The sequence below is a fragment of the Streptomyces sp. AJS327 genome, from assembly GCF_013450295.1.
Classification (GTDB): Bacteria; Actinomycetota; Actinomycetes; order Streptomycetales; family Streptomycetaceae; genus Streptomyces.
In genome coordinates, this window is the sequence record NZ_SKBR01000002.1 from 447,850 (window position 1) to 471,799 (window position 23,950).

A 23,950-nucleotide genomic window follows, 5' to 3' on the forward strand; every position below is an offset into this window, starting at 1 on the left:
CGCTGGAACGTCCGCCATCCCGCCGCCGGCGGGTAATGATTTCGTCAAGGACCGTCCCGAGCCTACGTCACATCCGTTCGTCGGCCAGCCCCGGGAGGGTGACCTGGATGCGGCAGCCCCGCGGGGACTCCGCGACCCGGATCCGGCCGCCGTGCAGATCGACCGCCCAGCGGGCGATGGCCAGCCCCAGACCGGTGCCGCCGTCGCCCGAGCCCTGGCCGGTCTGGCGCTGGCGCAGTGGCGGGCCCGCCCGGCGGTCCGCCGGCTCCTTGGCCCGGTTGAAGCGCTCGAAGACCCGGTGCCGCTCGTCCCGGGGGATGCCCGGCCCCTCGTCCAGCACCTCGACGCCGAGGCTCTCCTCGGCTCCCCCGTCCGGCCGGAAGGCGCGCACGGTGACGCGGCCGTGCGGCGGGCTGTGCTTGACCGCGTTGTCGATGAGGTTGGCCACCACCTGGTGCAGCCGCTCGGCGTCCGCGTAGGCGGTCAGCTCCGGCGGTGACACGTCCAGGTGCAGGTGCACGTCGGTGCGCGCGTGCCCGGAGCCCTTGCTCATGTTGGCCTCCTTGAGCACCCCCGCCAGGTACGGCCACACCTCGAAGCGCCGGGCGTGCAGCGGCACCACCCCGCTGTCCAGCCGGGAGAGGTCCAGCAGGTGGTCGACGAGCCGCCCCAGCCGCTCGGTCTGCGCGAGCGCGGTGCGCATGTTCTCCGGGTCGGCGTCGGAGACGCCGTCCACCACGTTCTCCAGCACCGCCCGCAGCGCGGCGATCGGGGTGCGCAGCTCGTGCGAGACGTTGGCGACCAGCTCCTTGCGGTGCTGGTCGACGGACTCCAGGTCGGCCGCCATCTGGTTGAAGGTCTCGGCCAGCTCCCCGAACTCGTCCCGCCGCCCCACCCGGACGCGGCGCGAGTAGTCGCCGTGCGCCATGGCCTTGGCCGCGTCGGTCATCTCGTCCAGCGGGTAGGTGAGCGACTGTGCGACGAACTGGGTGATCAGCAGTGAGGCGATGATCGAGAACACCGTGATGACCCGCAGCTCGGTCGCCGAGTAGACCGCGAAGAGCGCGAGCAGCGTGGTGATCGTCACCGAGGTGATCACGAGCGCCCCGAGCGCGGCCTTGACGGAGCGGTACGGGTCGAGCGGGCGCAGCCCCTCCCACAGCTGCGCTCCCGCGCGGCTGACGGCGGGCTCCCAGCGGCGGCGCAAGCGCCCGGCCAGCGGCGGCAGCCAGGCCCCCAGCGCGCGCAGCGGTGGTCCGCAGCGCTGGCGCACCCGGGCGGCGACCGAGCGGCAGCGCCGGGCCAGCCGGGCCAGCGCGGCGGCCGTGGCGCGGGCGCCGCGCGCGGTGGCCCCGCGGGACCCGGCGCCGGAGCGACGGCGCGCGCGCAGCTTACGGACCAGTGGACTCCATTGATCGCGCAGGCGCCGGGCCAGCGGCGCCGCGCGGTCGGTGAGCGACATCCCTTCCGTCGCCGGCCCTTCAGACCCCGTCGGTCGCGGGGGCCGGGGTCTCCAGCGCGTACCCCACGCCGTGCACCGTCCGGATCCGCTCGGCCCCTATCTTCCGCCGCAGCGCCTTGATGTGACTGTCCACGGTGCGGGTGCCGGAGGCGTCCGCCCAGTCCCAGACCTCGGCCAGCAGCTGTTCCCGGGAGAGCACCGCGCGCGGCGAGTGCGCCAGGCAGACCAGCAGGTCGAACTCGGTCGGCGTGAGGTGCACGTCCTCGCCGGTGACCCGGACCCGGCGCTGTGCGTGGTCGATCTCCAGTTCGCCGAGGCGGAGGGTGCCGCTGCGGGGGGTGTGCGCGGCGAGCGCCGCCCGCTCGACCCGGCGCAGCAGGACGTGCACCCGGGCGGCGACCTCGCGCATGGAGAACGGTTTGGTCATGTAGTCGTCGGCGCCGACGCCGAGGCCGACGAGCATGTCGGTCTCGTCGTCCCGGGCGGTGAGCATCAGCACCGGAACCGGCCGCTGGGCCTGCACCCGGCGGCAGACCTCCAGGCCGTCGAAGCCCGGCAGCATGATGTCCAGCACCAGCAGGTCGGGCTGCCACGCCTCGGCGGTGTCCACGGCGGTGGGGCCGTCCGGCGCGGTCTGCACCTGGAAGCCCTCGGCCCGCAGGCGCCGCGCGATGGCGTCGACGATGGTGGGGTCGTCCTCCACGACCAGGATGCGGCGCTGGGCGCCCGGAGTGGCCGCTGGGGCGGCGGCCCCGGTTTGCGACTGCGAGTTGTTCTTCTGGTCCATTCGGCCCCGCCCCTGCGTCCGCCCGTGACTCGGTCGTGTGTCTACTGGCAGAAGCGTAAGGGCCTCATGTGGGGTGCGGCTACGCCGGTTTGACGGCGAAGTGGACCACGTCGGGGACGCCTCGGGCGACCGGGCTCTCTTCGGTCCTTACGCTGGTGAATCCGGCAATCCGCAGCTCTCGCTCGAAGTCGGCGGAGGCCCGCGCCGACCAGACGGCGAGCACGCCCCCGGGGGTCAGCAGCGCGTGGCAGGCGCTGAGCCCGGCGGGGGAGTACAGCGAGCCGTTGTCCTCGGTGACCGTCCACTCCGGGCCGTTGTCGATATCGAGACAGAGCGCGTCGACGCTCGCGGGGACGCCCCGGCGCACCGTCTCGACCAGGTCGGCGTGGAGCACGGTGGTGCGCGGGTCGCGGAGCGCGGCGCGGGACAGCGGGGCGAGCGGCGCCCGCTCCCCGGCGTGCCAGTCCAGGACGGCGGCCTCCCGCTCCACCACGGCGACGGTTCCCCAGCGCGGCTCGGCCGCCGCCTCGGCCAGCGAGAAGCCCACGCCGAGTCCGCCGATGAGCAGGGTGGGGGCGGCCCGGTCCGGTGGGAGCGCGGCGAGCGCGGACCGCACCAGCAGGCGTTCCGACCGGCCGTCGGAGGTGTCCATCAGGAAGCAGCCGTTGGCGATGATCTCGTACACCCCGTTGAGCCCCGCCGCGTCCCCGCCGTCACGGTCCCCGCCCGCCGTCGCGGGGCCCGGCTCCCCGGTAGCGCGGTGGCGCAGCACGATCTCGCCGTGCGGCCCCCGCCGCCGGTCGAGGACGGTGGGTTCCGCCCCGGGCCCGTAGCCCAGCGGGCCCGGGGCGGGCGGCCGGACGGGCCGGGCGGACGGCCGCGGGGGCGGGGCGGACTGCGGGCTCGGGGCCTCTGGCACGGCGGCCTCCCTGGGGTCGGGCGCGGTCGCGGACGCCGCGGGCGCGCGTCCGGCGGGGCACCGGCGCCGGGCGCCGGATGGGGCGGCGCGGCCGCCGGTGCGGGCCTCCCGGCCGGTGGCGCCCAGTGGTCTGGGCCACTGGCGGCCTGATCGTCACGGTGGCTGGCCGGGAGGCGCGGTGCGGGGCGCGGCGCCGACGATCATCCTCGCGCCGTCCGGGCTCCCCGCCAAACCGTTTGCGGGAAGACCGCGGCTCCCTCGCCCCTGGCCTTCGCCCCCGGCCCGCGAGGCGGCGACGGCGGTGCCGGTTCCGGGGGAATCCGGGGGAATCCGGGGAAGCGGACGGGGGCCGCCGGGGTTCGGAGGGGTGTCGGGGCGGCGCGCGGCCGCCGTCGAGGCGGGCGCTCCCCGCGCAGGGGCCTGGGTGGTGGGCGGTGGTGGACGGTGAGGGGGTGCGGAAGCGGGGACCCAAGGGGCGGTCCACGGAGGGGTGTTCGGGGTGTTCGCCCACGGTGAACACCCCGGGATCGGGCGGGCGGGGCGGGGAACATCCCGGACCGTCATGAGGTTGAGCGTGTAGTACTCAAGTTGGCTGCCAAGGGAGAGATCATGGCTTCATCGTCCACCCACCTCACCCTGCCGGTCCTGCCCCTCGACGACGAGGTGGTCCTGCCCGGCATGGTGGTGCCGCTGGACCTGTCCGACGACGATGTGCGCACCGCCGTCGAGGCCGCCCGGGACGCGGCGCCCCGGGGTGACAAGCCGCAGGTGCTGCTGTTGCCGCGCCCGGCGGGGGCGGACGGCGCCGGCGGCCCGGGGGAGATCGGGGTGCTCGGCCGGGTCGAGCAGCTGGGCCGCCTCGCGGGTGGCGACCCCGGGGCGCTGATCCGCGCGGTGCGCCGGGTGCGTACCACCGGGGAGATCCCCGCCCCCGGCGCAGCCGCGACGGCCGGGGAGCCCGGTGGAGCCGCGGCGGCGGGTGACGGCGGAGGTGCCGGTGGGCCGCGGTGGATCACGGTCGCCGAGGTCTCGGAGGAGACGCCGAGTCCCCTGCCGGAGGCGGTCGCCGAGCTCGTCCGTGAGTACCGGGCGCTGGCCACCGACTGGCTGCGCAAGCGGGGCGCCTGGCAGGTCGTGGACCGGGTGCGGCAGATCGAGGACGCCGGGCAGCTCGCCGACAACGCGGGCTACTTCCCCTTCCTCGGCGTCGAGCAGAAGCTGCGGCTGCTGCGCGCGGAGGACCCGGTGGAGCGGCTGACGTACGCGGTCGACGCCGTCCGGGAACACCTCGCCGAGCAGGACGTCGCGGAGTCCATCGCCAAGGACGTCCAGGAGGGTGTGGACCGTCAGCAGCGCGAGTTCCTGCTGCGCCGTCAGCTGGACGCGGTGCGCAAGGAGCTGGCCGAGCTGAACGGCGATCCGGAGGACGCGGGAGAGGACTACCGCGCCCGGGTGGAGGCCGCCGACCTGCCCGAGGAGGTGCGGGCGGCCGCGCTCAAGGAGGTCGACAAGCTGGAGCGGTCCTCCGAGCAGTCGCCCGAGGGCGGCTGGATCCGCACCTGGCTGGACACCGTGCTGGAGCTGCCGTGGACGGTGCGCACCGAGGACGCGTACGACATCCCCGGAGCGCGGCGCGTGCTGGACGAGGACCACGCGGGGCTGGGGGACGTGAAGGAGCGGATCACCGAGTACCTCGCGGTGCGCAAGCGCCGGGACGAGCGGGGGCTCGGGGTCGTCGGAGGGCGGCGCGGTGGCGCCGTGCTGGCGCTGGTCGGCCCGCCGGGTGTCGGGAAGACCTCGCTCGGACAGAGTGTGGCGCGCGCCATGGGGCGGGAGTTCGTCCGGGTGGCGCTTGGCGGCGTACGGGACGAGGCGGAGATCCGTGGTCACCGGCGCACCTACGTCGGCGCGCTGCCGGGGCGGATCGTCCGGGCCGTGCGGGAGGCCGGTTCGATGAACCCCGTCGTGCTGCTGGACGAGGTCGACAAGCTCGGCTCGGACTTCCGGGGCGACCCCTCCGCCGCGCTGCTGGAGGTGCTGGACCCGGCCCAGAACCACACCTTCCGGGACCACTACCTGGAGGTTGAACTGGACCTGAGCGACGTGGTGTTCCTGGCCACGGCCAACGTGCTGGAGGCGATTCCGGAGGCGTTGCTCGACCGGATGGAGGTCGTCCGGCTGGACGGCTACACGGAGGACGAGAAGGTCACCATCGCCCGCGACCACCTGCTCCCACGGCAGCTGGAGCGGACCGGGCTGGAGCCGGACGAGGTCGTGCTGGAGGACGCCGCGCTGCGCCGGCTGGCGGGGGAGTACACCCGCGAGGCGGGGGTGCGGAACCTGGAGCGGGCGGTCTCGCGGGTGCTGCGCAAGGTCGCGGCCGAGCACGAGCTGGGCCAGCGCGAGCTGCCCGTCACCGTCGGTCCGGACGGGCTGCGGGAGCTGATCGGCAGGCCGCACCACACGCCCGAGTCGGCGCAGGACCCGGCCGAGCGGCGCACCGCCGTCCCGGGGGTGGCCACCGGCCTGGCGGTCACCGGGGCGGGCGGGGACGTCCTCTACGTCGAGGCGTCGCTGGCGGATCCGGAGACCGGGGCCTCGGGGCTGACGCTCACCGGGCAGCTGGGCGAGGTGATGAAGGAGTCGGCGCACATCGCGCTCTCCTACCTGCGCTCGCGCGGCGCCGAACTGGAGCTGCCGGTGGGGGATCTGCGGGAGCGCGGCATCCATCTGCACGTTCCGGCGGGCGCGGTGCCCAAGGACGGCCCGAGCGCCGGCGTCACCATGACGACCGCACTGGCCTCGCTGCTGAGCGGCCGTCAGGTCCGTCCCGAGGTGGCGATGACCGGTGAGGTCTCGCTGACCGGCCGGGTGCTGCCGGTGGGTGGTGTCAAGCAGAAGCTGCTGGCGGCGCACCGGGCCGGGGTGAGCACGGTGGTCATCCCGAAGCGGAACGAGCCCGACCTGGACGACGTGCCGCCGGAGGTGCTCGCGGGGCTGGAGGTGCACCCGGTCTCCGACGTGCGGCAGGTGCTGGAGCTGGCGCTGACCCCGGCGCACAGCGCCAGCGGCCGGGAGATGCCGGTCGCGGCCTGAGCCGCCCTGGCCCGCGTCCCCGTCCGCAGGCTCTCGGCGGTGATGGAGAGGGCCCCGCGCGCACCGGCGCGGGGCCCTTCCCCCGGGTGCGGTGGGCCGGGTGGACGCCGCCGCGCCACCCGGCCCACCACGTTCGGCCCGGCAGCCGGGGGCGGCTGGCGGACGGTGGTGCCCCCTCGCTCCCGCCGCCCGTTTCCGCCCGGCGGAGCGCGAGTGGAACGGGCGGCGCGGGGCCCTGCCCCGGCGGTCTCGGTCAGCCGCCGTTGGCCAGGACCTTGAGCCGGTTGTACGCGCCGTTGAACACGTTGTGGTCACCGACGACCGGGCCCGAGGAGGTGTACTGCCAGAAGGTGTGGAAGCCCCAGCCGTTCGGCAGCGCGCCGGGCGAGGACGCGTAGCGGGCGATCCACAGCGGGTTGGTCTTGCCGAAACCGCCGTTGTTGCCGGTGCACTGCCGCCACCAGTTGGTGTTGGTGTAGATCACCGCGTCCCGGCCGGTGCGGGACTTGTAGGTGCGGGTGAAGTCCCGGATCCATTTCACCATCGCGCTCTTGCTCAGCCCGTAGCAGGTCGAGCCGTACGGGTTGTACTCGATGTCGAGCACGCCCGGCAGGGTCTTGCCGTCCTTGCTCCAGCCGCCGCCGTTCTTGGCGAAGTAGTTCGCCTGCGTCTTGCCGCTGGACTTGTTGGGCAGCGCGAAGTGGTAGGCGCCGCGGATCATCCCCCGGTTGTACGAACCGTTGTACTGCTGGGTGAAGTACGGGTTCTTGTAGCTCGTCGACTCCGTGGCCTTCACGTAGGCCCATCGGACTCCCCTGTCGGAGAGGGCCTTCCAGTTCACGTTCCCCTGGTGGCTGCTCACGTCGACGCCCTTGACGGTGGCGGCGCGGTTGGTGATCGGTGGCGGGGCGCCGTCGGTGCTGTCGCCCTCGTACATCCGCACGCCCGCGCCCAACGACGCTTCGCCGGGCTTGGTGGGTGCGGCGCGCTGGCTGTCCCGGGCGCCGGGGCCGGCGTCCTCCTGAGCGGCGTTCGCCGTGCCCGGGAGGGCGACCACCAGGGCGAAGGACGCGAGAACGGCACCGGCCGCGGCGGGAGCGCCGCGTCTGCGCCGGGAGTGGACGGAAGTGGAGCCTGGCATGACTGCCTCCAGAAACCTCGGTGGGGGATGGTCGGGTGGAGGAAGGGGCAGACCAACATGCTGGTATGGGCATGTCACAGCGACAGTACGCGCGTGGAGAAGGGGCCAGGAAGGCACCCGGTAGCCGCCGTTGGTCTACACCTCGTGAGTGCTGACAGAGCTGCGGAAATTGTAGGCTTTGAAGGAAACTTTCTTTACGGAAAACGCCGGAGGCGTGCCTGACGTGCACGAGACCAGAAGCGGTGCGGACCGTCGTACGGCTGGCGCGACTGGTGTGGACCGCTCGCGACAGCCGGGCGCGCCGCCCGGATTCGCGGAACGACGGCCACCCGCCGAGGAGCCGCACACCGCCGCCACCGCCGACGCGCGTGATGTCGGCGGGACCGGCGCCGCCTCCGGAACGAGCGGAACAACCGGAACGAGCGACACGAGCGGCACGAGGGACGCGGGCGGTACGAGTCGGGCGGACGCGTCCGGCCCGGCTGACGGGACCGGCGTGCTCGACGCGGCGGCCGGGACCGGCCAGCTCGACGAACTCCTCGACCTGGAGCGGGAACTGGCCGTGCTGCTGCGCCGGGCCCGCGCGACCTCCGGCGAGATGGCGCGCGAGGTCCACCCCGAGCTGGAGCCCGCCGCCTACGGGCTGCTCGTCCGACTGGCGGAGGCGGGGAGCCAGCGGGCCACCGACCTGGCCCAGTACTTCGGCGTGGGCAAGGCCACGATAAGCCGTCAGCTGCGGGCCCTGGACGGCCTCGGACTGGTCGTCCGCACGCCCGATCCCGCCGACGGCCGCGCCTCGCTCGTCCGGCTGACCTCGGAGGGGCGGGAGCGGTTCACCCGGGTGCGGGACGCCCGCCGGGCACGGTACGCGCGGAAGATGGCCTCCTGGGACCGGGCCGAGGTGGCCGAACTCGCCCGGCTGCTGCACCGGTTGAACACGCCCGTCGAGTCCGGGCCGCCGCCGGGCGAGTGAGCCCCACCCCCGTCGGAGCGACGGACGGCGGGCGTCGGGACGCGTCCCCGCGGAGAAGGCCGGGCCGTACCCGGCCGGGGCGTCCGGCGGGTGGCCGGGTCCCGCCGCGAGGGGCGGAACCGGGAGCTCGCCGGGGTGACGCGGCGTCACCCGCGAAGCGGCGACGGCGGCCAGCACGGCAGCGACGCCACGAGAACGGTGACGGCCAGGACAGCGGAGTCGGCGGGCGGGGCGCGGACCGCTCCGCCGGGGCGCGGCCCTCCGGCCCCACGGGCGAACCGGTCGCCGGGGCGCGCGGGCGCGGGTGGCCGGGCGCTGGCACGCGGACTGACGCCGCGTCCGCCGGCGCCTCAGGCCGGGGCCACGTCCAGCGCGTGGCCCACCAGGGCCAGCAGCGACTCCAGGACCGAGTGCCGGTCCCTGGCGTCCATCAGCACGACGGGCGTCTCCTCCGCGATGGACAGCGCCTCGCGCACGTCCTCGGCCGCGAAGTCGTTGACCCCGTCGAACTGGTTCACCGCGACGATGTAGGGCAGCCCACAGCCCTCGAAGTAGTCCAGTGCCGGAAAGCAGTCGTCCAGCCGCCGGGTGTCGGCGAGGATCACCGCGCCGATCGCCCCGCGCACCAGGTCGTCCCACATGAACCAGAAGCGCTCCTGGCCGGGGGTGCCGAAGACGTACAGCACCAGGTCGGAGCTGAGGGTGATGCGCCCGAAGTCCATGGCCACCGTGGTGGTGAGCTTCTCCGGGGTGGCGCTGAGGTCGTCGGTGCCCTCGCTCGCGCGGGTCATCAGCGCCTCGGTGACCAGCGGTTCGATCTCGGAGAGCGCGCCCACGAAGGTGGTCTTGCCCACCCCGAAACCGCCTGCCACCACGATCTTCGTCTGGACCGCCGCCGGGTGCGGTGCCTCGGACTCCTGCCGCTCCGCCGCGCCGTCCACGGCGGCGGCACCGGCGGCGTCCTCTCCGTACGGTCCGCGCTCATCCCGCTCCGTCGAGCGGGTGCTTCCCGTGATGTCCACGGAGTCCACTCAGCATCCTCCCCCGCGCGGCCCTGCCGGGACGATTCGCCCCGGCCCGGTGACCGCCCGCGCTCCCCGCCCGCCGTGGTTCCGGCGACGGTCCCCGGCGCGCCGCCGGGCTGGTTCCCCCGGCGGCGCGACTGTCGTGGCGGCAGGGACGCGCCCCGGCCGCCGCCCGGTTCCGGCCGGGGCGGAATCCGTCGCCCGACGCGCCGTCATCTGCGCTCCTCCCGTGAGGTGCGTAGCTCCGAGCGCAGCTCCGGAGTCAGGACGTGTCCCGCGCGGCCCACGAACAGGGCCATGTGGTAGCCGACGACGTTGGTGTCGCACTCCGGCGCCGTGTGCACGCCCAGCAGCGAACCGTCGCTGATGGACATGATGAACAGCGAGCCCTCGTCCATCGAGACGACCGTCTGCCGGACCGGTCCGCCGTCCATCAGCCGGGCGGCGCCCAGCGTCAGCGAGCCGAGACCGGATACCAGGGTGGCCAGGTCGCCGCTGGAACCGCGCGCGCTCCCCGCCGCGTCCGCCCGCGACCCGGGCCGGTGCGGGCCCCCGGCGGCCGGATCCGCCGCGCTCTCGTGGCCCGGATCGGAGGACAGCAGGAGCAGTCCGTCGGACGAGACCACGGCGACCGATCTGATGCCGGGCACCTCGTGGACCAGACTCTCCAGCAGCCAGTTCAGACTGCGTGCCCCTGCACTGCCCTCTGCCGTGCGCGTGGTGGGCGCTTTCACCTGCGTGCCTCCTCAGCGGTACCACCGTCACTCTGCGCCCCCGACCGGCCGGTTCCGTCCCGGCCCGGCTCGGCCGCCCGGCCACTGCCCGGCGCCGCGTCCGGCTGCCGCGCCGGATCTCCCTGGGGCCCGGGCGCCGCGCCCGGATTCCGCCGGCCGGACGGGGTGGTCGGACCCGTGCCGTCCGGCTCGTCGTGCTCTCCCGGCAGCTCGGCGGCGAGCCGAGCCTCCGCCTCCCGCAGTCCCTCGCGGGCGCCCCGCTGGAACCCGCCGAGGCGGCGCCGGAGTTCCTCGGCGTCCGTCGTGCCCCGCACGGGGCGCTCCGGCCGCGCCCGCTGGGGGGCGCGGTGCTTCGGGGTGCGTTTGGGCAGGCCCTTGCCGGTCACCGCGGGCGGCGCGGAACGCACGGGCGCTGGCCCCTCGGGGCCCTCCCGCCGCTCGTGCTCCCGGCCCTGACCGCCCGTCGGCTCCGGCTCCGCGCTGTGCTCGCGCGAGATCCCGCCGAACTCCGCCGCCTCCTGGGCGTCGTGGGCGTCCTGGACCTCCGCCGCGGTCAGGGGGCGAGGCGGCCGGGTGATGTCGAAGCTGGACGGGGCCCGGGTGCCGGGTTCCGGCAGCGGCTCGGTGCCCGGCGTGGGCTCGCGGAGCACGAGCGCCTCCGGCACCACCACCGAGGCGGCGGTGCCGCCCTCGGGCCGCTCCCGCAGCTCCACCCGGAAGCCCCGGCGCGTGGCGAGCAGCGCCACCACGCGCAGCCCGAGTCCGGGTGTGCCGGGGCCCGCGAACTCGCCCACGGGGAGCGCCTCCAGCCCGGCGGGCACCCGCGCGCCGTCCCGCTCCGGGGCGGCCGCGCCGTTGGCGGCGGCCTGCTCCAGCAGGGCGTTCAGCGCGTCCATCCGCTCCGGCGGCAGTCCGACGCCGTCGTCCCGGACGGAGACCAGCACCTCCCCGCTGGGCAGCGCGTCGGCCGCGAGCCGCACCTGGGTCTCGGGCGGGGAGGCGGCGGTGGCGTTGTCGAGCAGTTCGGCCAGCAGGTGCCCGAGGTCCCCGGCGGCCGGTCCGGCGATCTTCGTACGGGGCGGCAGCGAGCCCAGCGCCACCCGCTTGTAGTGCTCTATCTCGCTCACCGCGGCGCGCATCACGTCGAGCAGCGGGGCGGGGGAGGGGTGGCGGGGCGCGGTCCGCTCGGCGCCGGAGAGCAGCAGCAGGTTCTCGCCGTGCCGCCGCATCCGGGTCGCCAGGTGGTCCAGCGCGAAGAGGGTGCCGAGCCGGTCCGGGTCGGTCTCCTTCTCCTCCAGTCCCTCGATCACGCCGAGTTGGCGCTCGACCAGGCCCAGGGCGCGCAGCGCGAGGCGGGCGATGGTCTCGGCGCGCTCCCGCTCGGCCTCCGCGCGGGAGGGCTCGGCGCGCGCCGCCTCGGCCTCCTCCTGGGCGCTGGCCAACTCACCCCGTGCGGTGGCCAGTTCCGTCCGAACGGTGTCCAGCTCGTCCCGCAGCCGCCGCTGTTCGCCGGTCAGCTCGTCCCGGGTGGCCTCCAGCCGGATACGGCCACCCTCCAGGCGGGCCCGGTCGGCCTCCGACTCCAGCGCGCGTTCCCGGCTCGACGTGGCCGACTCCGCCAGCGAGTTGAGCGCCCGTACGACGTCGGCGAACTCGTCGTTCCGGCCCTTGAACCGCACCGGCTCGGCACCGGCCGGGTCGGCGGCCAGCCGCCCGGAGCCGCGCCGCAGGACCGACAGCGGCCGTGCCACCGAGCGGGCGGTGTGCACGCTGACGCCGACCGCGATCAGCAGGGCGCCGCCGACCAGCGCGAGGCGCAGTTCCAGCGTGGTGACGTCCGCGTCCCGCAGCCCCTCCAGCCGGCGCACCTCGGCGGTGGCGAAGGACGACTGCACGCCCCGCATCCGGTCCACCCGGGCCAGCAGGGTGGTGTCGACCCGTTCGGCGCTGAGGCCGCGGTCCCCGGCGTCCAGCGCCGGACGGTCGGTGAGGCGGCGCAGGTACCGCTCGGCGAGGGACACGTCGGTGCCGTTCACCGTCGAGCGGTAGGCCTCCCGGGCGGCGCGGCCCGCCACGCCCTCGAAGTCGGCGATCGCGGCCTGTTCCCGTACGCGCTCCCGCTGGGCCCGCTCCATGAGCGGGGACTGGGAGCCCGGACCGGCGAGCGCGCCGCGCAGCAGCCCGCGCGAGGCGGCGGCCCCGTCGACGGCCCGGGCGAGGTCCGGCAGGGCGCGCGCGGTCGTGGCGTCGACCGGTGCCTCCGTCACGTCGCCCGCCCGGCTCGGCAGCTTCCGCGCGGCACGGTCGGTGAGACGGTGCAGGACCTCCACGGCCCGGGTGTACTCCTGGTAGGTGTCGAGCGCGCCACCGGTACCCGACAGCGCCCGCTGGCGCAGCTTCGGGACGGTGCGCAGCACCCGCCGGACGGATTCGGGGGCCCCCTCGCGGATCTCCTCCGCCTGCCGGTCGACCCGGGAGCGCTGGCTCTCGGTCGCACCGGAGGCGCGGCCACTGATCCGCCCACCGGCGATGAACTCCACCATCGCGTCCCGCTCGTCGGCGAGGGAGTGCGAGAGGGTGCTCGCCCGCTGGGTCAACTCCGCGTCGCGCACCAGCTCCTGGGACTCCGCCAGGTTCCGCGTGGCGTCCAGCACGGCCGGGGCGCCGGCGGCGAGGACCGCCGCCGCGCACAGCACCACGCTGACCAGCAGCCGGTTCCGCACGCGGGCCCGCCGGGAGGTGGGCACGGCGGGGCCGGTGGCGGGCTCCGGAGGGGCGGCGGTATCCGGCGCGGTGGCGGCCATCGGCTCCGGTTCGGCGCCGCCGCCCGGCTCGATGGCGGCCGCCGCGTCCGCGACGGTGTCCGCCGGGCCGTCCGTTTCCGTGTCGGAGTTGGTGTCGGAGTCGGGGGCGGCGCGCGGCGCCGGGGGCTCGGGGCCCCGGGCGGTCCCCGGGTCCTCGGTGGGGCCGTCGCCGGACGGGCCCCCGCCGGTGCTCCGGCGGGACGCGCGTGGGGTGGCCGGGTCCGGGGCGCCGTCGGCGCCCTCGGGATGGGAGGTGTCCTCAACCGGGGTGGTTCGCGCGGGAGATGTGGAAGATGGGGTCGCCGGGGTTGTGGTCTGGGAAACGCCCGGTGACTGACGTTGCTTCTTCCGCACCCCTGCTCGCAATCTCGTCCCGCCTGCCCCGGTGGACGTCGGGGCGGCACAGTCCAATGTGTCCGGCAGGAGGCGGCGTCCGCCCGCTGTGCCGTTCGACCCTTCCAGCGGGGCTCGGCGCCGCGGTGTGGAACCTCGCCGGGCCACCTGAAGGAGTGAACCGCACGAGGGAGTTGGCGAACAACTTCCGTGTACACGTCAATGGTGCGACCGGGGTGCGCGGCTTGGCAATCGGGCCTTCCCCTGGGAAGATGCCCCGCCCCTGACGCCCCCTCAGGGCTCGGAGCGCCCGCTTCCGGTCGGATCCAGCCGAATCCGGCCGGGTTCCGGCCGTCCGGTCCGCGCGTGTGACGGGGGCCTATGCCGGGTTTTCCGGACACGCGGCCGGTTTCGCCGCCGCCCGCCGCCGTTGGCCGGAACGGACGCCCCCGATTCGCCCGCCGTTCGCGCACCGGTCCGCCCTAGAAACCCCGCGCGCTCTCCACCGGCCCTCCGCAACCCCCACACGCGGCGCCGCCGGTTTCCCGGCCGCCGCCTTCCTGCCAACGCGTCCCGGAGCACCGCCCGTTCGGCGGCCGGAGCGGTACCGGAGGCGCACCGCCCACCCTCGCACGGCCGCGCCCTACGGGGCCGCCCGCCCGGACGGGGGAACCCGGCCCCCCGCCTCGCCGGGGGTGCGGCACCGGTAATCGGTGACCCCGTCCCGTCCAGCGGAGCCGATACGGGTCTCCCGGAAGCGCCCGGCCGCCCGGAAGCGCGGCTGGTGGACGCCCGCCGGGGCGGGGCTCGCCGGAGAACCGGCCGGTCCGGCGCGTGGGAGCCCGTCCGGCGCACGCCGTGCCGGTGCCGTCGCCCGGCTCCGCCCCACGCCGCACACTGGTCCCATGCGCATCGAGTTGACGAGTGAGCCGGGTGACCCCGGACGACCCAACGAGGACCACGCCTCCGTCGCCGTCCCGGCCCTCGGAACCGGTGGGGTGCTCGTGGTGCTGGACGGGGTGACCCCGCCTCGCGGGGACGACGGATGCGTGCACGGGGTTCCCTGGTTCACCGCCCGACTGGGCGGCGCCCTGCTCGAACTGGCCGGATCACACCGGGAACTGACCCTGCGACAGTGCCTTTCCCGGGCCATCGCACGGACGGCCGAGGCCCATCGCGGAGAGTGTGACCTTTCTCATGTTCGGACGCCACAGGCGACGGTCGTCCTCGCGCGCTGGGACGCCGACACGGTTGACCACCTGGTGCTCTCCGACTCCGCCCTGCTGGTCGAGACGGTGGACGGCACCGTCGAGGCGGTGCTCGACCCCCGGCTCAGCACCCTCCCCGACGCCGTCCGCGCCCTGCGGGAGCGCGGGGACCAGGCCGGGTACGCGCGGGCCGTGGAGGCGCTGCGCAACGCGCCCGGCGGCGAGGGCTTCTACACGGCGGCCGCCGACCCGGAGGTCGCCGAGCACGCGGTGACCGGCGGCCGGGAGCGCGCGTCGGTCAGGGCGCTGCTCGGGCTGACCGACGGCGCCGCCCGCTGGACCGAGACCTTCCGGCTCGGGGGCTGGGCCGAGCTGTTCGCGCTGGTCCACGCCGAGGGCCCGGCGGGCCTCGTCTCCCGGGTGCGGCACGCGGAGAGCGAGCCGCCACAGGACGGGCCCCGGCGCGGGAAGCGCCACGACGACGCGACCGCCGTCCTGGTGGAGTTCGACTCCCGCCCCGGCGGCGCCCGCTGACGACGGGCCGTCCCACCCGTGGCTGACGGGTGGTCACCGGACCGCGCGGCGCGTCAGGGAGCGGCAAGGCGTACGGGGCGCGGGTTCCGCGCCGCGCGCCTCACTCCGCCGGGGTCCCCGTCCCGGGAGGGGCCGGGGCCGCGCGCTGGCTCGCGCCGGGTGGTGTGGGGCCCGGGGAGGGGCGCCCGGAGGCGCGCGGCGCCGCCCCGGTACCGGCCGCGCACCGCGTACCGGCCGACGGAGGGGCACCCGGCCCCGGCGACGCCCCCGACGCGTTCCCGGCCTCCGCCCGTCCGGGGGATTCGGCCACCGCGTTCCCAGGGGTCGCGCGCGGGCCGCCCGGGCCCCGGGCGTCCGGCGGCGGCGTGACCCGGGGCGCCCACGGGACCCACGCCACCAACACGGGGGGCGGAAGGGCGAGATGGGCGCCCCCCACCGGGCCCCGCGCTCCCGACCGACTCGGCGCTCCCGACGGGCTTGGCGACTCCCGCGAGGCCGGCGCCCCGGGTGGGCTCGGCCATCCGGACGGTGGCCACGGTCCTCCGGCCGTCCAGCGGCCGGGGACCGGCCACCACCATCCGTATCCGGCGCGCGCGCCCTCCCCGGCGTACGCCGCGCGGTCGTGCGGGAAGGGCGGAGTGGCCGGAGTTCCCCGGAGGTTCGGGGGACAGGGGGCGGTGGCTCCGGGCGGGGAGTCGGTGAGCGAGGGTGACGGGGGCGGCGCGGAGGGCGGCCGGGTGGCGTTCAGCAGCGCCGTGGTGAGCGGCTCGGAGCGCCCCTGCCTGGCGCGCGCCGTCTCCAGCGCCCGCAGCGCGGTCAGCTGACCGTCGCCGAGCCCGGCCAGCCGCGCCTCCACCCGGCCCAGGTTCCGGCGCGCGACCGTCCGCTGGGTGCGCTTGCGCTTCGCCAGCCGCCGCTCGCGGGCCAGTTCGGTGTGCACGACGGCGTTGAGCACCCGGGTGCGCTGTTCCGCGTCACGCAGGCGCCGTACCGCCACCGCCTGGCCCCTGGCGACCAGTTCCAGCACGTGCCGCCGATCCAGCGCCTGCCGCGGGTCCTCCGCGAACAGCAGCTCCAGGGAGGGCGGCAGGACGCTGCCGCCGCTCCGGTACTGCGCGCGGGCCAGCCGTCCGGCGGTGTCACGACCGGTGCCGAGGGCCGAGCGGGCCCGGTGCAGCGCGGCGTCCGCGCGGGCGGCCCGGGCGCGCTGGCGGGTGAGCCGGGCGGCGGTGCCGCGGTGGTCCGCCGCCGCCCGCCGCGCCCGCGCGTACAGCCCGCGCAGCTCGTTCAGCAACTCGCTGACCCGGGGCTCGGCGGGGTCCGCCGCGCCGGAGGCGGGCGGGCCGGGCGGCGGTGGCTCCGGGGGGTCGGCCGCCGCGGGCTGCGCGGTGAGCGCGAGCGCCGTCAGCGCGGCGAGAGCGCCGAGACGCAGGCCGGGAACACCCCGGCGGGCGGGCCCGGTTGGGCTCTCGGACCGGTCGCCGTGGGGGCCGGGGTAGGGGCGGCTGGGGGTCGGGGATCGGGGCTCGGACGGCGTCACCTGGCCACCTCGCTTTCGGCCGCCGCCGGATCGGGCGGCTGTGGCGAGCGTGGCACGGGGTGCTCCGGGGCCGCGCGCCGGAGCGGTGCGAACGCCGTCACCGGGCCACCCGAACGGGCATTGGCCCGCGCCGCGCCGACCGGCCGTCATGGGTGGGTCCGGCAACGGGACGGGCAGGGGCGGCGGCGGGCGGTGCGGGGGTGGGTCGGCCCCACGTCGGGCGATGGGCCGGACGTGGGGCCGGAGGGACGATGGCCGGGCGGCTCCGCTCCCCCGTGGCGGGGCCGCCCGGCGTCTGGCGCGCCGCCCGTGCTCCCCAACACGGGCGGCGCGGCTTGGCCGCCCCGGCGGCGGGGGCCGCCGGGGCGCGATCAGTCCCGGTGCGCCGGTCTCGCGACGGGGCGCGGCCGGGGGTGTGGCCTCAGCCCTCGCCGAAGACCATCGCGAGCGGGCGTGCCGTGCCGCCGCTCTCCGAGGAGACCCGGCGCACCTTGTCGTCGCCCAGGTAGAGGCGCTTACCGGTGTAGTTGATCCGGCGGTCGCCATCCATGGAGTACTCCGCCTGGTGGCTGGATGCCGGGTTCTGGAGCAGCTTCTTCTTCTTGAACGACCCCGCGTCGACCTGCCAGAGCGATCCCGGTTCCTCGTAGGTCGGCTGCTGGTAGGCGAGCGGGTTCTCCTTCTCGTCCACCCCGAACGGAATCAGCGCGATGCCCTCGACGAGTTCGGTCTGGCCCTTCTTCTTGCCGGTCCTCATGTCGATGGCGACGACCCGGCTGCCGATGTTGGTCTGGCCCTCGGCGGTCTTGTCGGTGCTGAGGTAGAGCGTCTGGCTCTTCTTCCCGTACGCGAACTGGGTGCAGCCGTCCACGTTGGTCGAGGGGCAGTCGGTCTCGTAGCCCTTCTCCAGCACGTCGACCCTGCCCTGGACCTTGCCGCGCGGTCCGCTGTCGTCGATGGAGAGGAAGTCGGTCACCCCGGAGCCGGCCTCGGCGTCCCCGGAGTCCACCGCGATGAGCAGCGGGGAGACGGAGGCGACGTGCACGTACTCGGTCCCCCTGGGGGCGATGAAGCTCGACTTCACCTGCCGGTTCGACGGGTCCAGCGTCTGCACCCGGTGGACGGGCGGGTCGCCGTCCCCGCAGCGCTGCACCGCGATGAGGGTCTTCTCGTCGCCCGCGTACCCGCGGTCCTCGCACTTCTCGTCACCGGTGGGCTTCCACAGCTGCCTGCCCTCGACCGACCACGCGGCGCCCCCGCTGACGCCACCGGCCGCGACGGTGTTCCCGGCGATGGTCACCTCGTAGAAGTCCATCGCGTCGCCCCACTCGTCGGCGACCCGCTTCTGCCAGCGCAGCTTGCCGCTGTCGAAGTCGACCAGGCCGACCTGGGTGCACTCCGCGTCGCCGCTGGTGCCGTTCTTGAACAGGACGGCGGCCAGGCCCGCCTTGGTGACCTGCGGCGAGGTCCAGCAGATATCGCCCTTGAACGGAATCTTCCAGCTGGGCTTCCCGCCCTTCAGCGGATATCCGACGATCTCCTTGTCGCCGGTCTTGACGAAGTTCTTCCTCGTCGTCCACATGCCCATCGCGTCGATCTCGTCGTTGACCTTCGGCATCGCGACGGAGTGCAGCATCTTCCCCTCGGACGCCGCCGTCTCCCCGCCGTCGTCACCCCCGTCACCACCGGCGAGGAACCAGACGCCACCGCCGATCACGAGCGCGACGGCGAGGACGACCCCGATGATGACGCCGGTCTTCGACCCCGAGCCACCGGGGCTCGGGGGAGCGGGCGGGCCGGGGGGCATCCCCGTGCCGCCGTCCGGATAGGGGGTGGGTCCGGCTCCCGGACCGCCCGGCGGCGAGGAGGGCGGGGGTGGTTGTGACATAGGGATCTCCTGGGGGTGTGTCGGTCAGGGGCCCGCCGCGGACTCCGCGTGGTGCGCCGCGCCGTGCCGTACGAGCCGGCTGACCCGGACCTCTCGCGTGCGGCGGAGAACCGGACCGCACAGCGCGCACCACCGCTTCGACGCGGGATGGACGGGGGGCCTGTGACGGCCGGGGGAGCGCGGACTCACCCGTGGGGTGCCGCGTTTTCTCCGCCGGGCCAGGATCATTCCCTCTCGGGTCCCGGAATTTCAACCCGCTCTGGATGTTCCGTAGTTCAGTGGAGTTGCACCGGGGATAATTTCATGTGCCAACGGAATGGGGGTAGTTGGTCACCGCAGTCCCGCGGGCGCGTGTTGGGACGGTTTCTTCCCGGTCCGTCGCCGGATCAATCCCCCGGTGTGGCGGGCGAGTTGCCACCCCGTCCGTGACGTCCGCCCCGCCCGTGACGTCCGCGCCTTCCGTGATGTCCGCCCGGTGCCGTCCGGCGCCGTGTCGCACCGTCTCGTGTCGTGCGCCCCGTGCCCTGGTGCCGTCCCTGCCGTCCCTGTCGTCCGTCCCCGTCGTCCTCGCGGCCTCGGCCGCCGCGCCGCCCGGGGCGCCGACGGTGGGGTGGTTGTCGGCGGTGGCCGGTGGTGGCCCGCTCGCGGCGGGGATGTTCCCGGGCCGGGCGCGGGAGGCCGGGTGCCGGTCGGGGCGCGGGCCGGAGTCCAGTCGGGTTGCCCGGGGGGACAGGTGGCAGGCCCGTCCGGTTCCGGGGAGCCGTGGGCGTGGTGTGGGCGAGGGGTGAGGCGCCGCCCCGTCGACGGTGGGGGGAGGCTCGCCGGTTAGGGTGGCCGTCCGTCTGTGTGAAGGGCTGGTCACCACCGATGAGCGCTGCGGACACCCCCGGATGGCCCGTCGAGCCCGGCAGTACGGCGCTGAGCGTGCCGGTTCCCGAGGTCGACGCGGTGGTCCGCGGCTGGCGTGGGCAGTACGACACCGCCGCCCAGGGCGGCGGCACGGCTCATGTCACGGTGCTTTTCCCGTTCGTTCCGGCGGCGCGATTCGGTGCCGCCGAGCAACGGAGGCTGCGGCGCCTCTGCGCCGAACACCCGCCCTTCGTGCTGGAATTCCCCTCCTTCGCCCGCTTTCCCGGAGTGCTGTATCTGGAGCCCGTTCCCGACTATCCACTGCGCGCCCTCACGAAGACCGTCACCGAGGAATGGCCCGAATACCCGCCCTACGGCGGGCTGTTCGGGGACGGGCTCGATCCGCACCTCACCGTGGCGAACAGCGGTGGCGCCGCCGTGCGCGCCGCGATTGAGGCCGACCTCTCGCCCCGGCTGCCGATCACCGCACCGGTCACCGGGCTGAGTCTCGCCGTCCACGACGGCGAACGGTGGCGGGAGTGGCTCACCTTCCCGCTCGGCGGCGCGCCCCCGGAACCCGGGGACGCGGCCGCGCCGGTCCCGCGCGCGGCCGCCCGCGCGGGGACCGCGCCCAGGCGACCCCGCGGCGTGGAACACCCGGAATGGGCGGAGCACCCGGAGCGGGGGAGGGACGCGCGGGTCAGCGCTCCCCGGCTGGCCGATCGGGGCGGCTCCAGGGCCACTTGAGACCGGTGCGCTGGCGCCCCTCCGGCTCGTAGACGTACTTCCAGCCGCGCGGCAGCCCGAGCCGGGGGCTGAGCCGGGCGGGCTCCAGCCGGTAGACGTGGACCGTCTCGGGTTCCCCGTCGCCCGGGACCGGCACCGTGTAGTGCTTCGGGGGCCGTCCGGTCGGGCCGAGCAGTACCGGGAGCACCCGGCCGTCCAGCGGTCCGCCGACGAAGGCGGTCTCCTCACTTCGCACCGGTTCAGTCCCCCACGGGGTAGCAGGGCTGCGAGAGGTTCCGCGCGCCGGGCCCGTCGTCGCCGAGCGCGTCGCACGGGTTGACCAGTGCGCACTGGGAGAAGGAGAGGCAGCCGCAGCCGATGCAGTCGGTCAGGTGGTCCCGCAGTTGCTGCATCAGCTCGATGCGCTGGTTCAGGTCGTCGCGCCAGCGCTCGGAGACGCGGGCCCAGTCCTCCGGGGTGGGGGTGCGGCCGTTGGGCAGCAGCGCCAGCGCCTCGCGGATGGCGGCGAGCGGGATCCCGAGCCGCTGGGAGGCCCGGATGAACGAGACCCGGCGGAGGGTGTCGCGGCTGTACCGGCGCTGGTTGCCGGAGGTGCGGCGGCTGCTGATCAGCCCCTCGCGCTCGTAGAACCGCAGCGCGGAGGGGGCCACGCCGGCGCGCGCCGCGAGTTCGCCGACGGTGGCTTCCTTGGCTTGCCAGGACAGGTTGGAGGACATGGACGCAGCCTAACGCGCCCTTGAAGCGAAGTTTAGGTCTGTGTCCCCGTGGTCAGTTCCGCTCTCCGGGTCGCCGACCACCCCGGGCCAGGCCTCCCGTCCCCTCGCGCCGCGCGTCAACTCCCGGGCGACCGGGGCCGGTCGGGCTACGAGGCGGGGTGCGGACGCGGGGGTTCGGCGACCGGGGAGATCTCCTCCGGGTCCAGCAGCAGGTGGCCGCCGTCGGCCAGCAACGGCAGGACGCGGCGGGCCAGTTCACCGACGGGCCCCTCGGCGCGCTCCAGCGCCAGCGCCCGGCGCAGCACCTCGGCCGACTCCGCGTCGTAGGCGGCGGTGCTGGTGAGCAGCGCCACGAAGTGGTGCACCATCCAGCGCCGCAACTCCCCGGCTGGCGGCTCGCGTTCCTCGTCCAGCCAGATCAGCGAGGCGGCCTCGACGGCCGCGATCCAGGTGCGCACCGCCATCCGCAGCCTCGGCCCGGGGGCGTCCAGCCCCAGGTGGCGGAAGACCTCCCGGGCGGCGTGCCGCCGCACCTCGTCCACGATCGCGCTGGTGCGGGAGGTCTCCACCATGCTGCCGCCCTGGAGCAGGGCGGTGAACCCGGCGGCGTGCTCCGAGACGAAGAGGAGGTACCGGTCGAGCACCCGCGAGAGCCGTTCGACCAGGGGCCCGTTCTCCGGCTCGGTGAAGCACCGCTCCAGTTCGTCGGCGGCCGAGCGCAGCGCGGCCTCGTACAACTGCTGCTTGCCGCCGGGGAAGTAGCGGTAGACCAGCGGCCGTGAGACGCCCGCCGCCAGTGCCACGCCGTCCAGGGACACCTCCTCCGGAGGGTGCCCGGCGAACAGTTCCAGCGCCACGTCGATGAGTTGGGAGCGCCGCTGGTCGACGCTGAGTCTGCGGTACGCGGGGGCGGTTCCGCTGGTGGCCATGGCAGGCAGCGTAGCCGGGCCGCCCCGGGCGGTGACGCCGCCCCCGGCGGGCGGGGGAGCGGCGGCCCGCGGTGCCACCGTTCCCGGTTCGCCTCCGCCACCGTTCTCCGTTCCGGTCACCCCGGCCCCCTCCCGACGCTCACCCCGGTCACGCGGCACCCGGACTGTCCTCCGGCCGCCCCGCACGGGGGTGTTCGTGAGCCCGCGGAACGGGACCGGGCGCTCCCGCGAGCCGGTCCCGTCCCGTGCGTGGCACCCAGCACCCCTCAGGCGCCGGTCACTTGGCGAGCAGGCCGGAGCTGACCCACATCCTGCGGCCGAGGCCGCGCAGCACGCCGATCTCGTCCAGGAAGTCGGTGAGCCGCCGCGCGCCGCTCTGCATCACCTCGCGGCGGTGACCGCTCTCCCGGACCTGCGCCATGGCCTCCCGCTTGTCCAGCCCGACGTTGGTGTACACCTCGGGGTTGATGAAGGCGACGGAGAAGACGCGCGCCGCCTCACCGGCGCTGAGCCGGGTGAACTCGGCCTCCCAGCGCGGGCAGCTGACCATCTGGCGGCGCAACTCCTCGCGCGCGTACCGGACATGACGCGCCTCCTCGATCACGTGGATCCGGGTGACGCCGCGCACCAGGTCCTGCACCCGCTCGTCGGGGAAGGTCAGCCGCTGCATCCAGTCCAGGATCTCCTCGCCGAGCAGCGTCGCGGTGAACGAACCGGGCGTGGTGGACACGGTCTTGAGTAGCCGCGCCAGGTTGTGGTGTACCCGGGAGACCGGGTAGAAGGGCGCGCCGCCGGTAGTGATCATGCGCGCGAACATCTTGGAGTGCCGGCACTCGTCCTCGATCTCGGTGAGGGCGTAGCGGACGTGGTTGCTGGTCAGCGACTTGTCGTAGATGTGCCGCACCAGCAGCTGCATCAGGATGACCTCGAACCAGATGCCGAGCGAGGCCAGTGACGCGGCCTCGTGGCGGGCGAGTTCGTGGCGCTGCTCCTCGGGCATCCGCTTCCACAGCGGGGTGTCGTAGAGCGAGACCAGCTCCGGGGGCCAGAACCACTTGGCGTCGTCGAACGGCTGGTCCCAGTCGAGTTCGGCGTCCGGGTCGAAGGAGTGCTTCCTGGAGGACTCCAGGAGTCGTTCGGCCACCTTCTCCCGGTCCTTGAGCAGTCCGAGGGCGTCACGGAGTATCTCGTGCTCCGCCGTGGCCGTGTCGGAGGCTGCTGTCGCGGTCGTCATGGGCTACCTCTTTGTGGGTTACCGGCGGTCACAATCCCTGTCGGTCTTATGAGACTGCGTGTCAGCAAGCCCGTCAATCCCCTGGGCGCCGCTTGTTGGGGCCATCCCTCGCTCCCGCCGTCCCCACGCCGCTGGCCGTTTCGCCGTGGGTGGGTGGGGCGGCGGGCGCCCGGGCCGGGGTCCGGGGGCGGAGGGCCGGTGGGCGTTCCGTGCGGGTTTTCTTCACTGGTGGGACCAGCGGAGCGGGGTTCCCCTTCGCGGGCTTATGGGGGATTCGCGGCCCCCGTTTTCCTTCAGTCCACCGGAAACCCCGTCCCGCTCCGGCGATGGGGTTGTCGCGTACATGTGTGGCCCTTTTACTGACCGGTACATGACGCGTCGCGGTCAACCGACGTGACGTGTCCTCAGCACCTCACGGAAGGAGGACCGATGCCCGACAGCACAGCGTCGTCCCGTGTTCCGGGGAGGCGTCGCGGGCCCCTACGCGCGTTGACCCTCGCGCTCTCCGGCGGCTGCCTCATCGCCGCGGGAGCGCTCCCGGCCACCGCCGCGGAGTCCGCTCCCGGGCAGGACGCGGCGTACACCGCGTCCTGCCCGACCGACGCGCGGATCAGCCAGGGCTACCACTCGGGCCACGACGGCGTCGACCTCGCCAACGAACTGGGTACCCCGATCTACGCCGCGGGCCCCGGAGAGGTGACCGAGTCCGGCCCCGCCAACGGTTACGGACAGTGGGTGCGCATCCGCCACCCTGACGGTTCCGTCACTGAATACGGGCACATGTACGAGCGGTTCGTGGCCGTCGGGGACACAGTGGAAGGCGGCCAGCACATCGCCTCCATGGGCAACGAGGGCCAGTCGACCGGGCCGCACCTGCACTTCGAGGTGCACCTGGACGGCGGTTACGGCTTCGGGGACGACCCGCTCGCCTACATGTCCGAGCGGGGCGTCTCCCTGCCCTGCGTCCCCTGACCCACCGGGGAACGACCCCGGCGGGTGCCGGGATCACGACTCCACGCAGGTCGACGAGC

The 23,950-nt window shown here is 75.0% G+C and carries 18 protein-coding genes; 5 read left to right on the top strand and 13 right to left on the bottom strand.

The window, feature by feature from the left end; genetic code table 11:
- Positions 1–67: 67 nt before the first annotated feature.
- The 3 genes from E0L36_RS11765 to E0L36_RS11775 form a co-directional block, all read right to left on the bottom strand.
- Positions 68–1,462: an ATP-binding protein gene (locus E0L36_RS11765; protein ID WP_258016145.1), complete on the bottom strand. Its 1,395-nt coding sequence runs from the start codon at positions 1,460–1,462 to the stop codon at positions 68–70.
- A gap of 19 nt (positions 1,463–1,481) precedes the next feature.
- On the bottom strand, positions 1,482–2,249 hold the full coding sequence (locus tag E0L36_RS11770; protein WP_180928970.1) for a response regulator transcription factor: 768 nt from the start codon (positions 2,247–2,249) through the stop codon (positions 1,482–1,484).
- 79 nt (positions 2,250–2,328) lie between these two features.
- On the bottom strand, positions 2,329–3,087 hold the full coding sequence (locus E0L36_RS11775; RefSeq protein WP_180929948.1) for a spermidine synthase: 759 nt from the start codon (positions 3,085–3,087) through the stop codon (positions 2,329–2,331).
- 690 nt (positions 3,088–3,777) lie between these two features.
- On the opposite strand from E0L36_RS11775, the gene lon reads away from it, so the two are divergent.
- Positions 3,778–6,264, top strand: coding sequence for an endopeptidase La (gene lon, locus E0L36_RS11780; RefSeq protein WP_180928971.1), 2,487 nt, complete (start codon positions 3,778–3,780; stop codon positions 6,262–6,264).
- A 253-nt stretch (positions 6,265–6,517) separates the two neighbouring features.
- On the opposite strand, the gene E0L36_RS11785 is transcribed toward lon, so the two are convergent.
- Positions 6,518–7,405: a lysozyme gene (locus tag E0L36_RS11785; protein ID WP_180928972.1), complete on the bottom strand. Its 888-nt coding sequence runs from the start codon at positions 7,403–7,405 to the stop codon at positions 6,518–6,520.
- 496 nt (positions 7,406–7,901) lie between these two features.
- Between E0L36_RS11785 and E0L36_RS11790 the strand changes: the two genes are divergently transcribed.
- On the top strand, positions 7,902–8,378 hold the full coding sequence (locus E0L36_RS11790) for a MarR family winged helix-turn-helix transcriptional regulator (RefSeq protein WP_180929949.1): 477 nt from the start codon (positions 7,902–7,904) through the stop codon (positions 8,376–8,378).
- A 350-nt stretch (positions 8,379–8,728) separates the two neighbouring features.
- On the opposite strand, the gene E0L36_RS11795 is transcribed toward E0L36_RS11790, so the two are convergent.
- The 3 genes from E0L36_RS11795 to E0L36_RS11805 form a co-directional block, all read right to left on the bottom strand.
- Positions 8,729–9,319, bottom strand: coding sequence for an ATP/GTP-binding protein (locus tag E0L36_RS11795; protein ID WP_308416800.1), 591 nt, complete (start codon positions 9,317–9,319; stop codon positions 8,729–8,731).
- Between the two features lie 296 nt (positions 9,320–9,615).
- Positions 9,616–10,137, bottom strand: coding sequence for a roadblock/LC7 domain-containing protein (locus E0L36_RS11800; protein ID WP_180928973.1), 522 nt, complete (start codon positions 10,135–10,137; stop codon positions 9,616–9,618).
- Positions 10,134–13,295, bottom strand: a complete 3,162-nt coding sequence (locus E0L36_RS11805; RefSeq protein WP_180928974.1) for a nitrate- and nitrite sensing domain-containing protein — start codon at positions 13,293–13,295, stop codon at positions 10,134–10,136. Before E0L36_RS11805 ends, E0L36_RS11800 begins: the two co-directional genes overlap by 4 nt.
- Positions 13,296–14,179: 884 nt before the next feature.
- Between E0L36_RS11805 and E0L36_RS11810 the strand changes: the two genes are divergently transcribed.
- Positions 14,180–15,016 carry a protein phosphatase 2C domain-containing protein gene (locus tag E0L36_RS11810; protein WP_180928975.1) on the top strand — a complete coding sequence of 279 codons (837 nt, stop codon included), beginning with the start codon at positions 14,180–14,182 and terminating at the stop codon, positions 15,014–15,016.
- Between the two features lie 100 nt (positions 15,017–15,116).
- Here the strand turns inward: E0L36_RS11810 and E0L36_RS11815 are convergent, their stop codons facing one another.
- On the bottom strand, positions 15,117–16,556 hold the full coding sequence (locus tag E0L36_RS11815) for a hypothetical protein (RefSeq protein WP_180928976.1): 1,440 nt from the start codon (positions 16,554–16,556) through the stop codon (positions 15,117–15,119).
- Between the two features lie 421 nt (positions 16,557–16,977).
- Positions 16,978–18,444, bottom strand: a complete 1,467-nt coding sequence (locus E0L36_RS11820) for a hypothetical protein (RefSeq protein ID WP_180928977.1) — start codon at positions 18,442–18,444, stop codon at positions 16,978–16,980.
- An 867-nt stretch (positions 18,445–19,311) separates the two neighbouring features.
- Between E0L36_RS11820 and E0L36_RS11825 the strand changes: the two genes are divergently transcribed.
- Positions 19,312–20,040, top strand: a complete 729-nt coding sequence (locus E0L36_RS11825) for a 2'-5' RNA ligase family protein (RefSeq protein WP_180928978.1) — start codon at positions 19,312–19,314, stop codon at positions 20,038–20,040.
- Here E0L36_RS11825 and E0L36_RS11830 read toward each other — a convergent pair.
- The 4 genes from E0L36_RS11830 to E0L36_RS11845 all read right to left on the bottom strand — a co-directional run bounded on the left by E0L36_RS11830 (position 19,994) and on the right by E0L36_RS11845 (position 22,919).
- On the bottom strand, positions 19,994–20,275 hold the full coding sequence (locus E0L36_RS11830; RefSeq protein ID WP_180928979.1) for a hypothetical protein: 282 nt from the start codon (positions 20,273–20,275) through the stop codon (positions 19,994–19,996). The genes E0L36_RS11825 and E0L36_RS11830 overlap by 47 nt on opposite strands.
- A gap of 4 nt (positions 20,276–20,279) precedes the next feature.
- The gene (gene soxR / locus E0L36_RS11835) at positions 20,280–20,756 is read right to left on the bottom strand and encodes a redox-sensitive transcriptional activator SoxR (RefSeq protein WP_180928980.1); all 477 of its coding nucleotides are present in this window, start codon (positions 20,754–20,756) and stop codon (positions 20,280–20,282) included.
- A gap of 146 nt (positions 20,757–20,902) precedes the next feature.
- Positions 20,903–21,685: a TetR/AcrR family transcriptional regulator gene (locus E0L36_RS11840; protein WP_180928981.1), complete on the bottom strand. Its 783-nt coding sequence runs from the start codon at positions 21,683–21,685 to the stop codon at positions 20,903–20,905.
- 277 nt (positions 21,686–21,962) lie between these two features.
- Positions 21,963–22,919 (bottom strand): diiron oxygenase, encoded by a 957-nt coding sequence (locus E0L36_RS11845; protein ID WP_180928982.1) that lies wholly within the window; start codon positions 22,917–22,919, stop codon positions 21,963–21,965.
- Between the two features lie 429 nt (positions 22,920–23,348).
- Between E0L36_RS11845 and E0L36_RS11850 the strand changes: the two genes are divergently transcribed.
- Positions 23,349–23,891, top strand: coding sequence for a M23 family metallopeptidase (locus E0L36_RS11850; protein ID WP_180928983.1), 543 nt, complete (start codon positions 23,349–23,351; stop codon positions 23,889–23,891).
- Positions 23,892–23,950: the final 59 nt, after the last annotated feature.

Bases quoted from the DNA above. Each gene is read 5' to 3' on its own strand.
- E0L36_RS11850 (WP_180928983.1), top strand. From the start codon at position 23,349: ATGCCCGACAGCACAGCGTCGTCCCGTGTTCCGGGGAGGCGTCGCGGG.
- E0L36_RS11770 (WP_180928970.1), bottom strand. From the start codon at position 2,249: ATGGACCAGAAGAACAACTCGCAGTCGCAAACCGGGGCCGCCGCCCCA.
- E0L36_RS11825 (WP_180928978.1), top strand. From the start codon at position 19,312: ATGAGCGCTGCGGACACCCCCGGATGGCCCGTCGAGCCCGGCAGTACG.
- E0L36_RS11785 (WP_180928972.1), bottom strand. From the start codon at position 7,405: ATGCCAGGCTCCACTTCCGTCCACTCCCGGCGCAGACGCGGCGCTCCC.
- E0L36_RS11765 (WP_258016145.1), bottom strand. From the start codon at position 1,462: ATGTCGCTCACCGACCGCGCGGCGCCGCTGGCCCGGCGCCTGCGCGAT.
- lon (WP_180928971.1), top strand. From the start codon at position 3,778: ATGGCTTCATCGTCCACCCACCTCACCCTGCCGGTCCTGCCCCTCGAC.
- E0L36_RS11840 (WP_180928981.1), bottom strand. From the start codon at position 21,685: ATGGCCACCAGCGGAACCGCCCCCGCGTACCGCAGACTCAGCGTCGAC.
- E0L36_RS11810 (WP_180928975.1), top strand. From the start codon at position 14,180: ATGCGCATCGAGTTGACGAGTGAGCCGGGTGACCCCGGACGACCCAAC.
- E0L36_RS11820 (WP_180928977.1), bottom strand. From the start codon at position 18,444: ATGTCACAACCACCCCCGCCCTCCTCGCCGCCGGGCGGTCCGGGAGCC.
- E0L36_RS11845 (WP_180928982.1), bottom strand. From the start codon at position 22,919: ATGACGACCGCGACAGCAGCCTCCGACACGGCCACGGCGGAGCACGAG.
- soxR (WP_180928980.1), bottom strand. From the start codon at position 20,756: ATGTCCTCCAACCTGTCCTGGCAAGCCAAGGAAGCCACCGTCGGCGAA.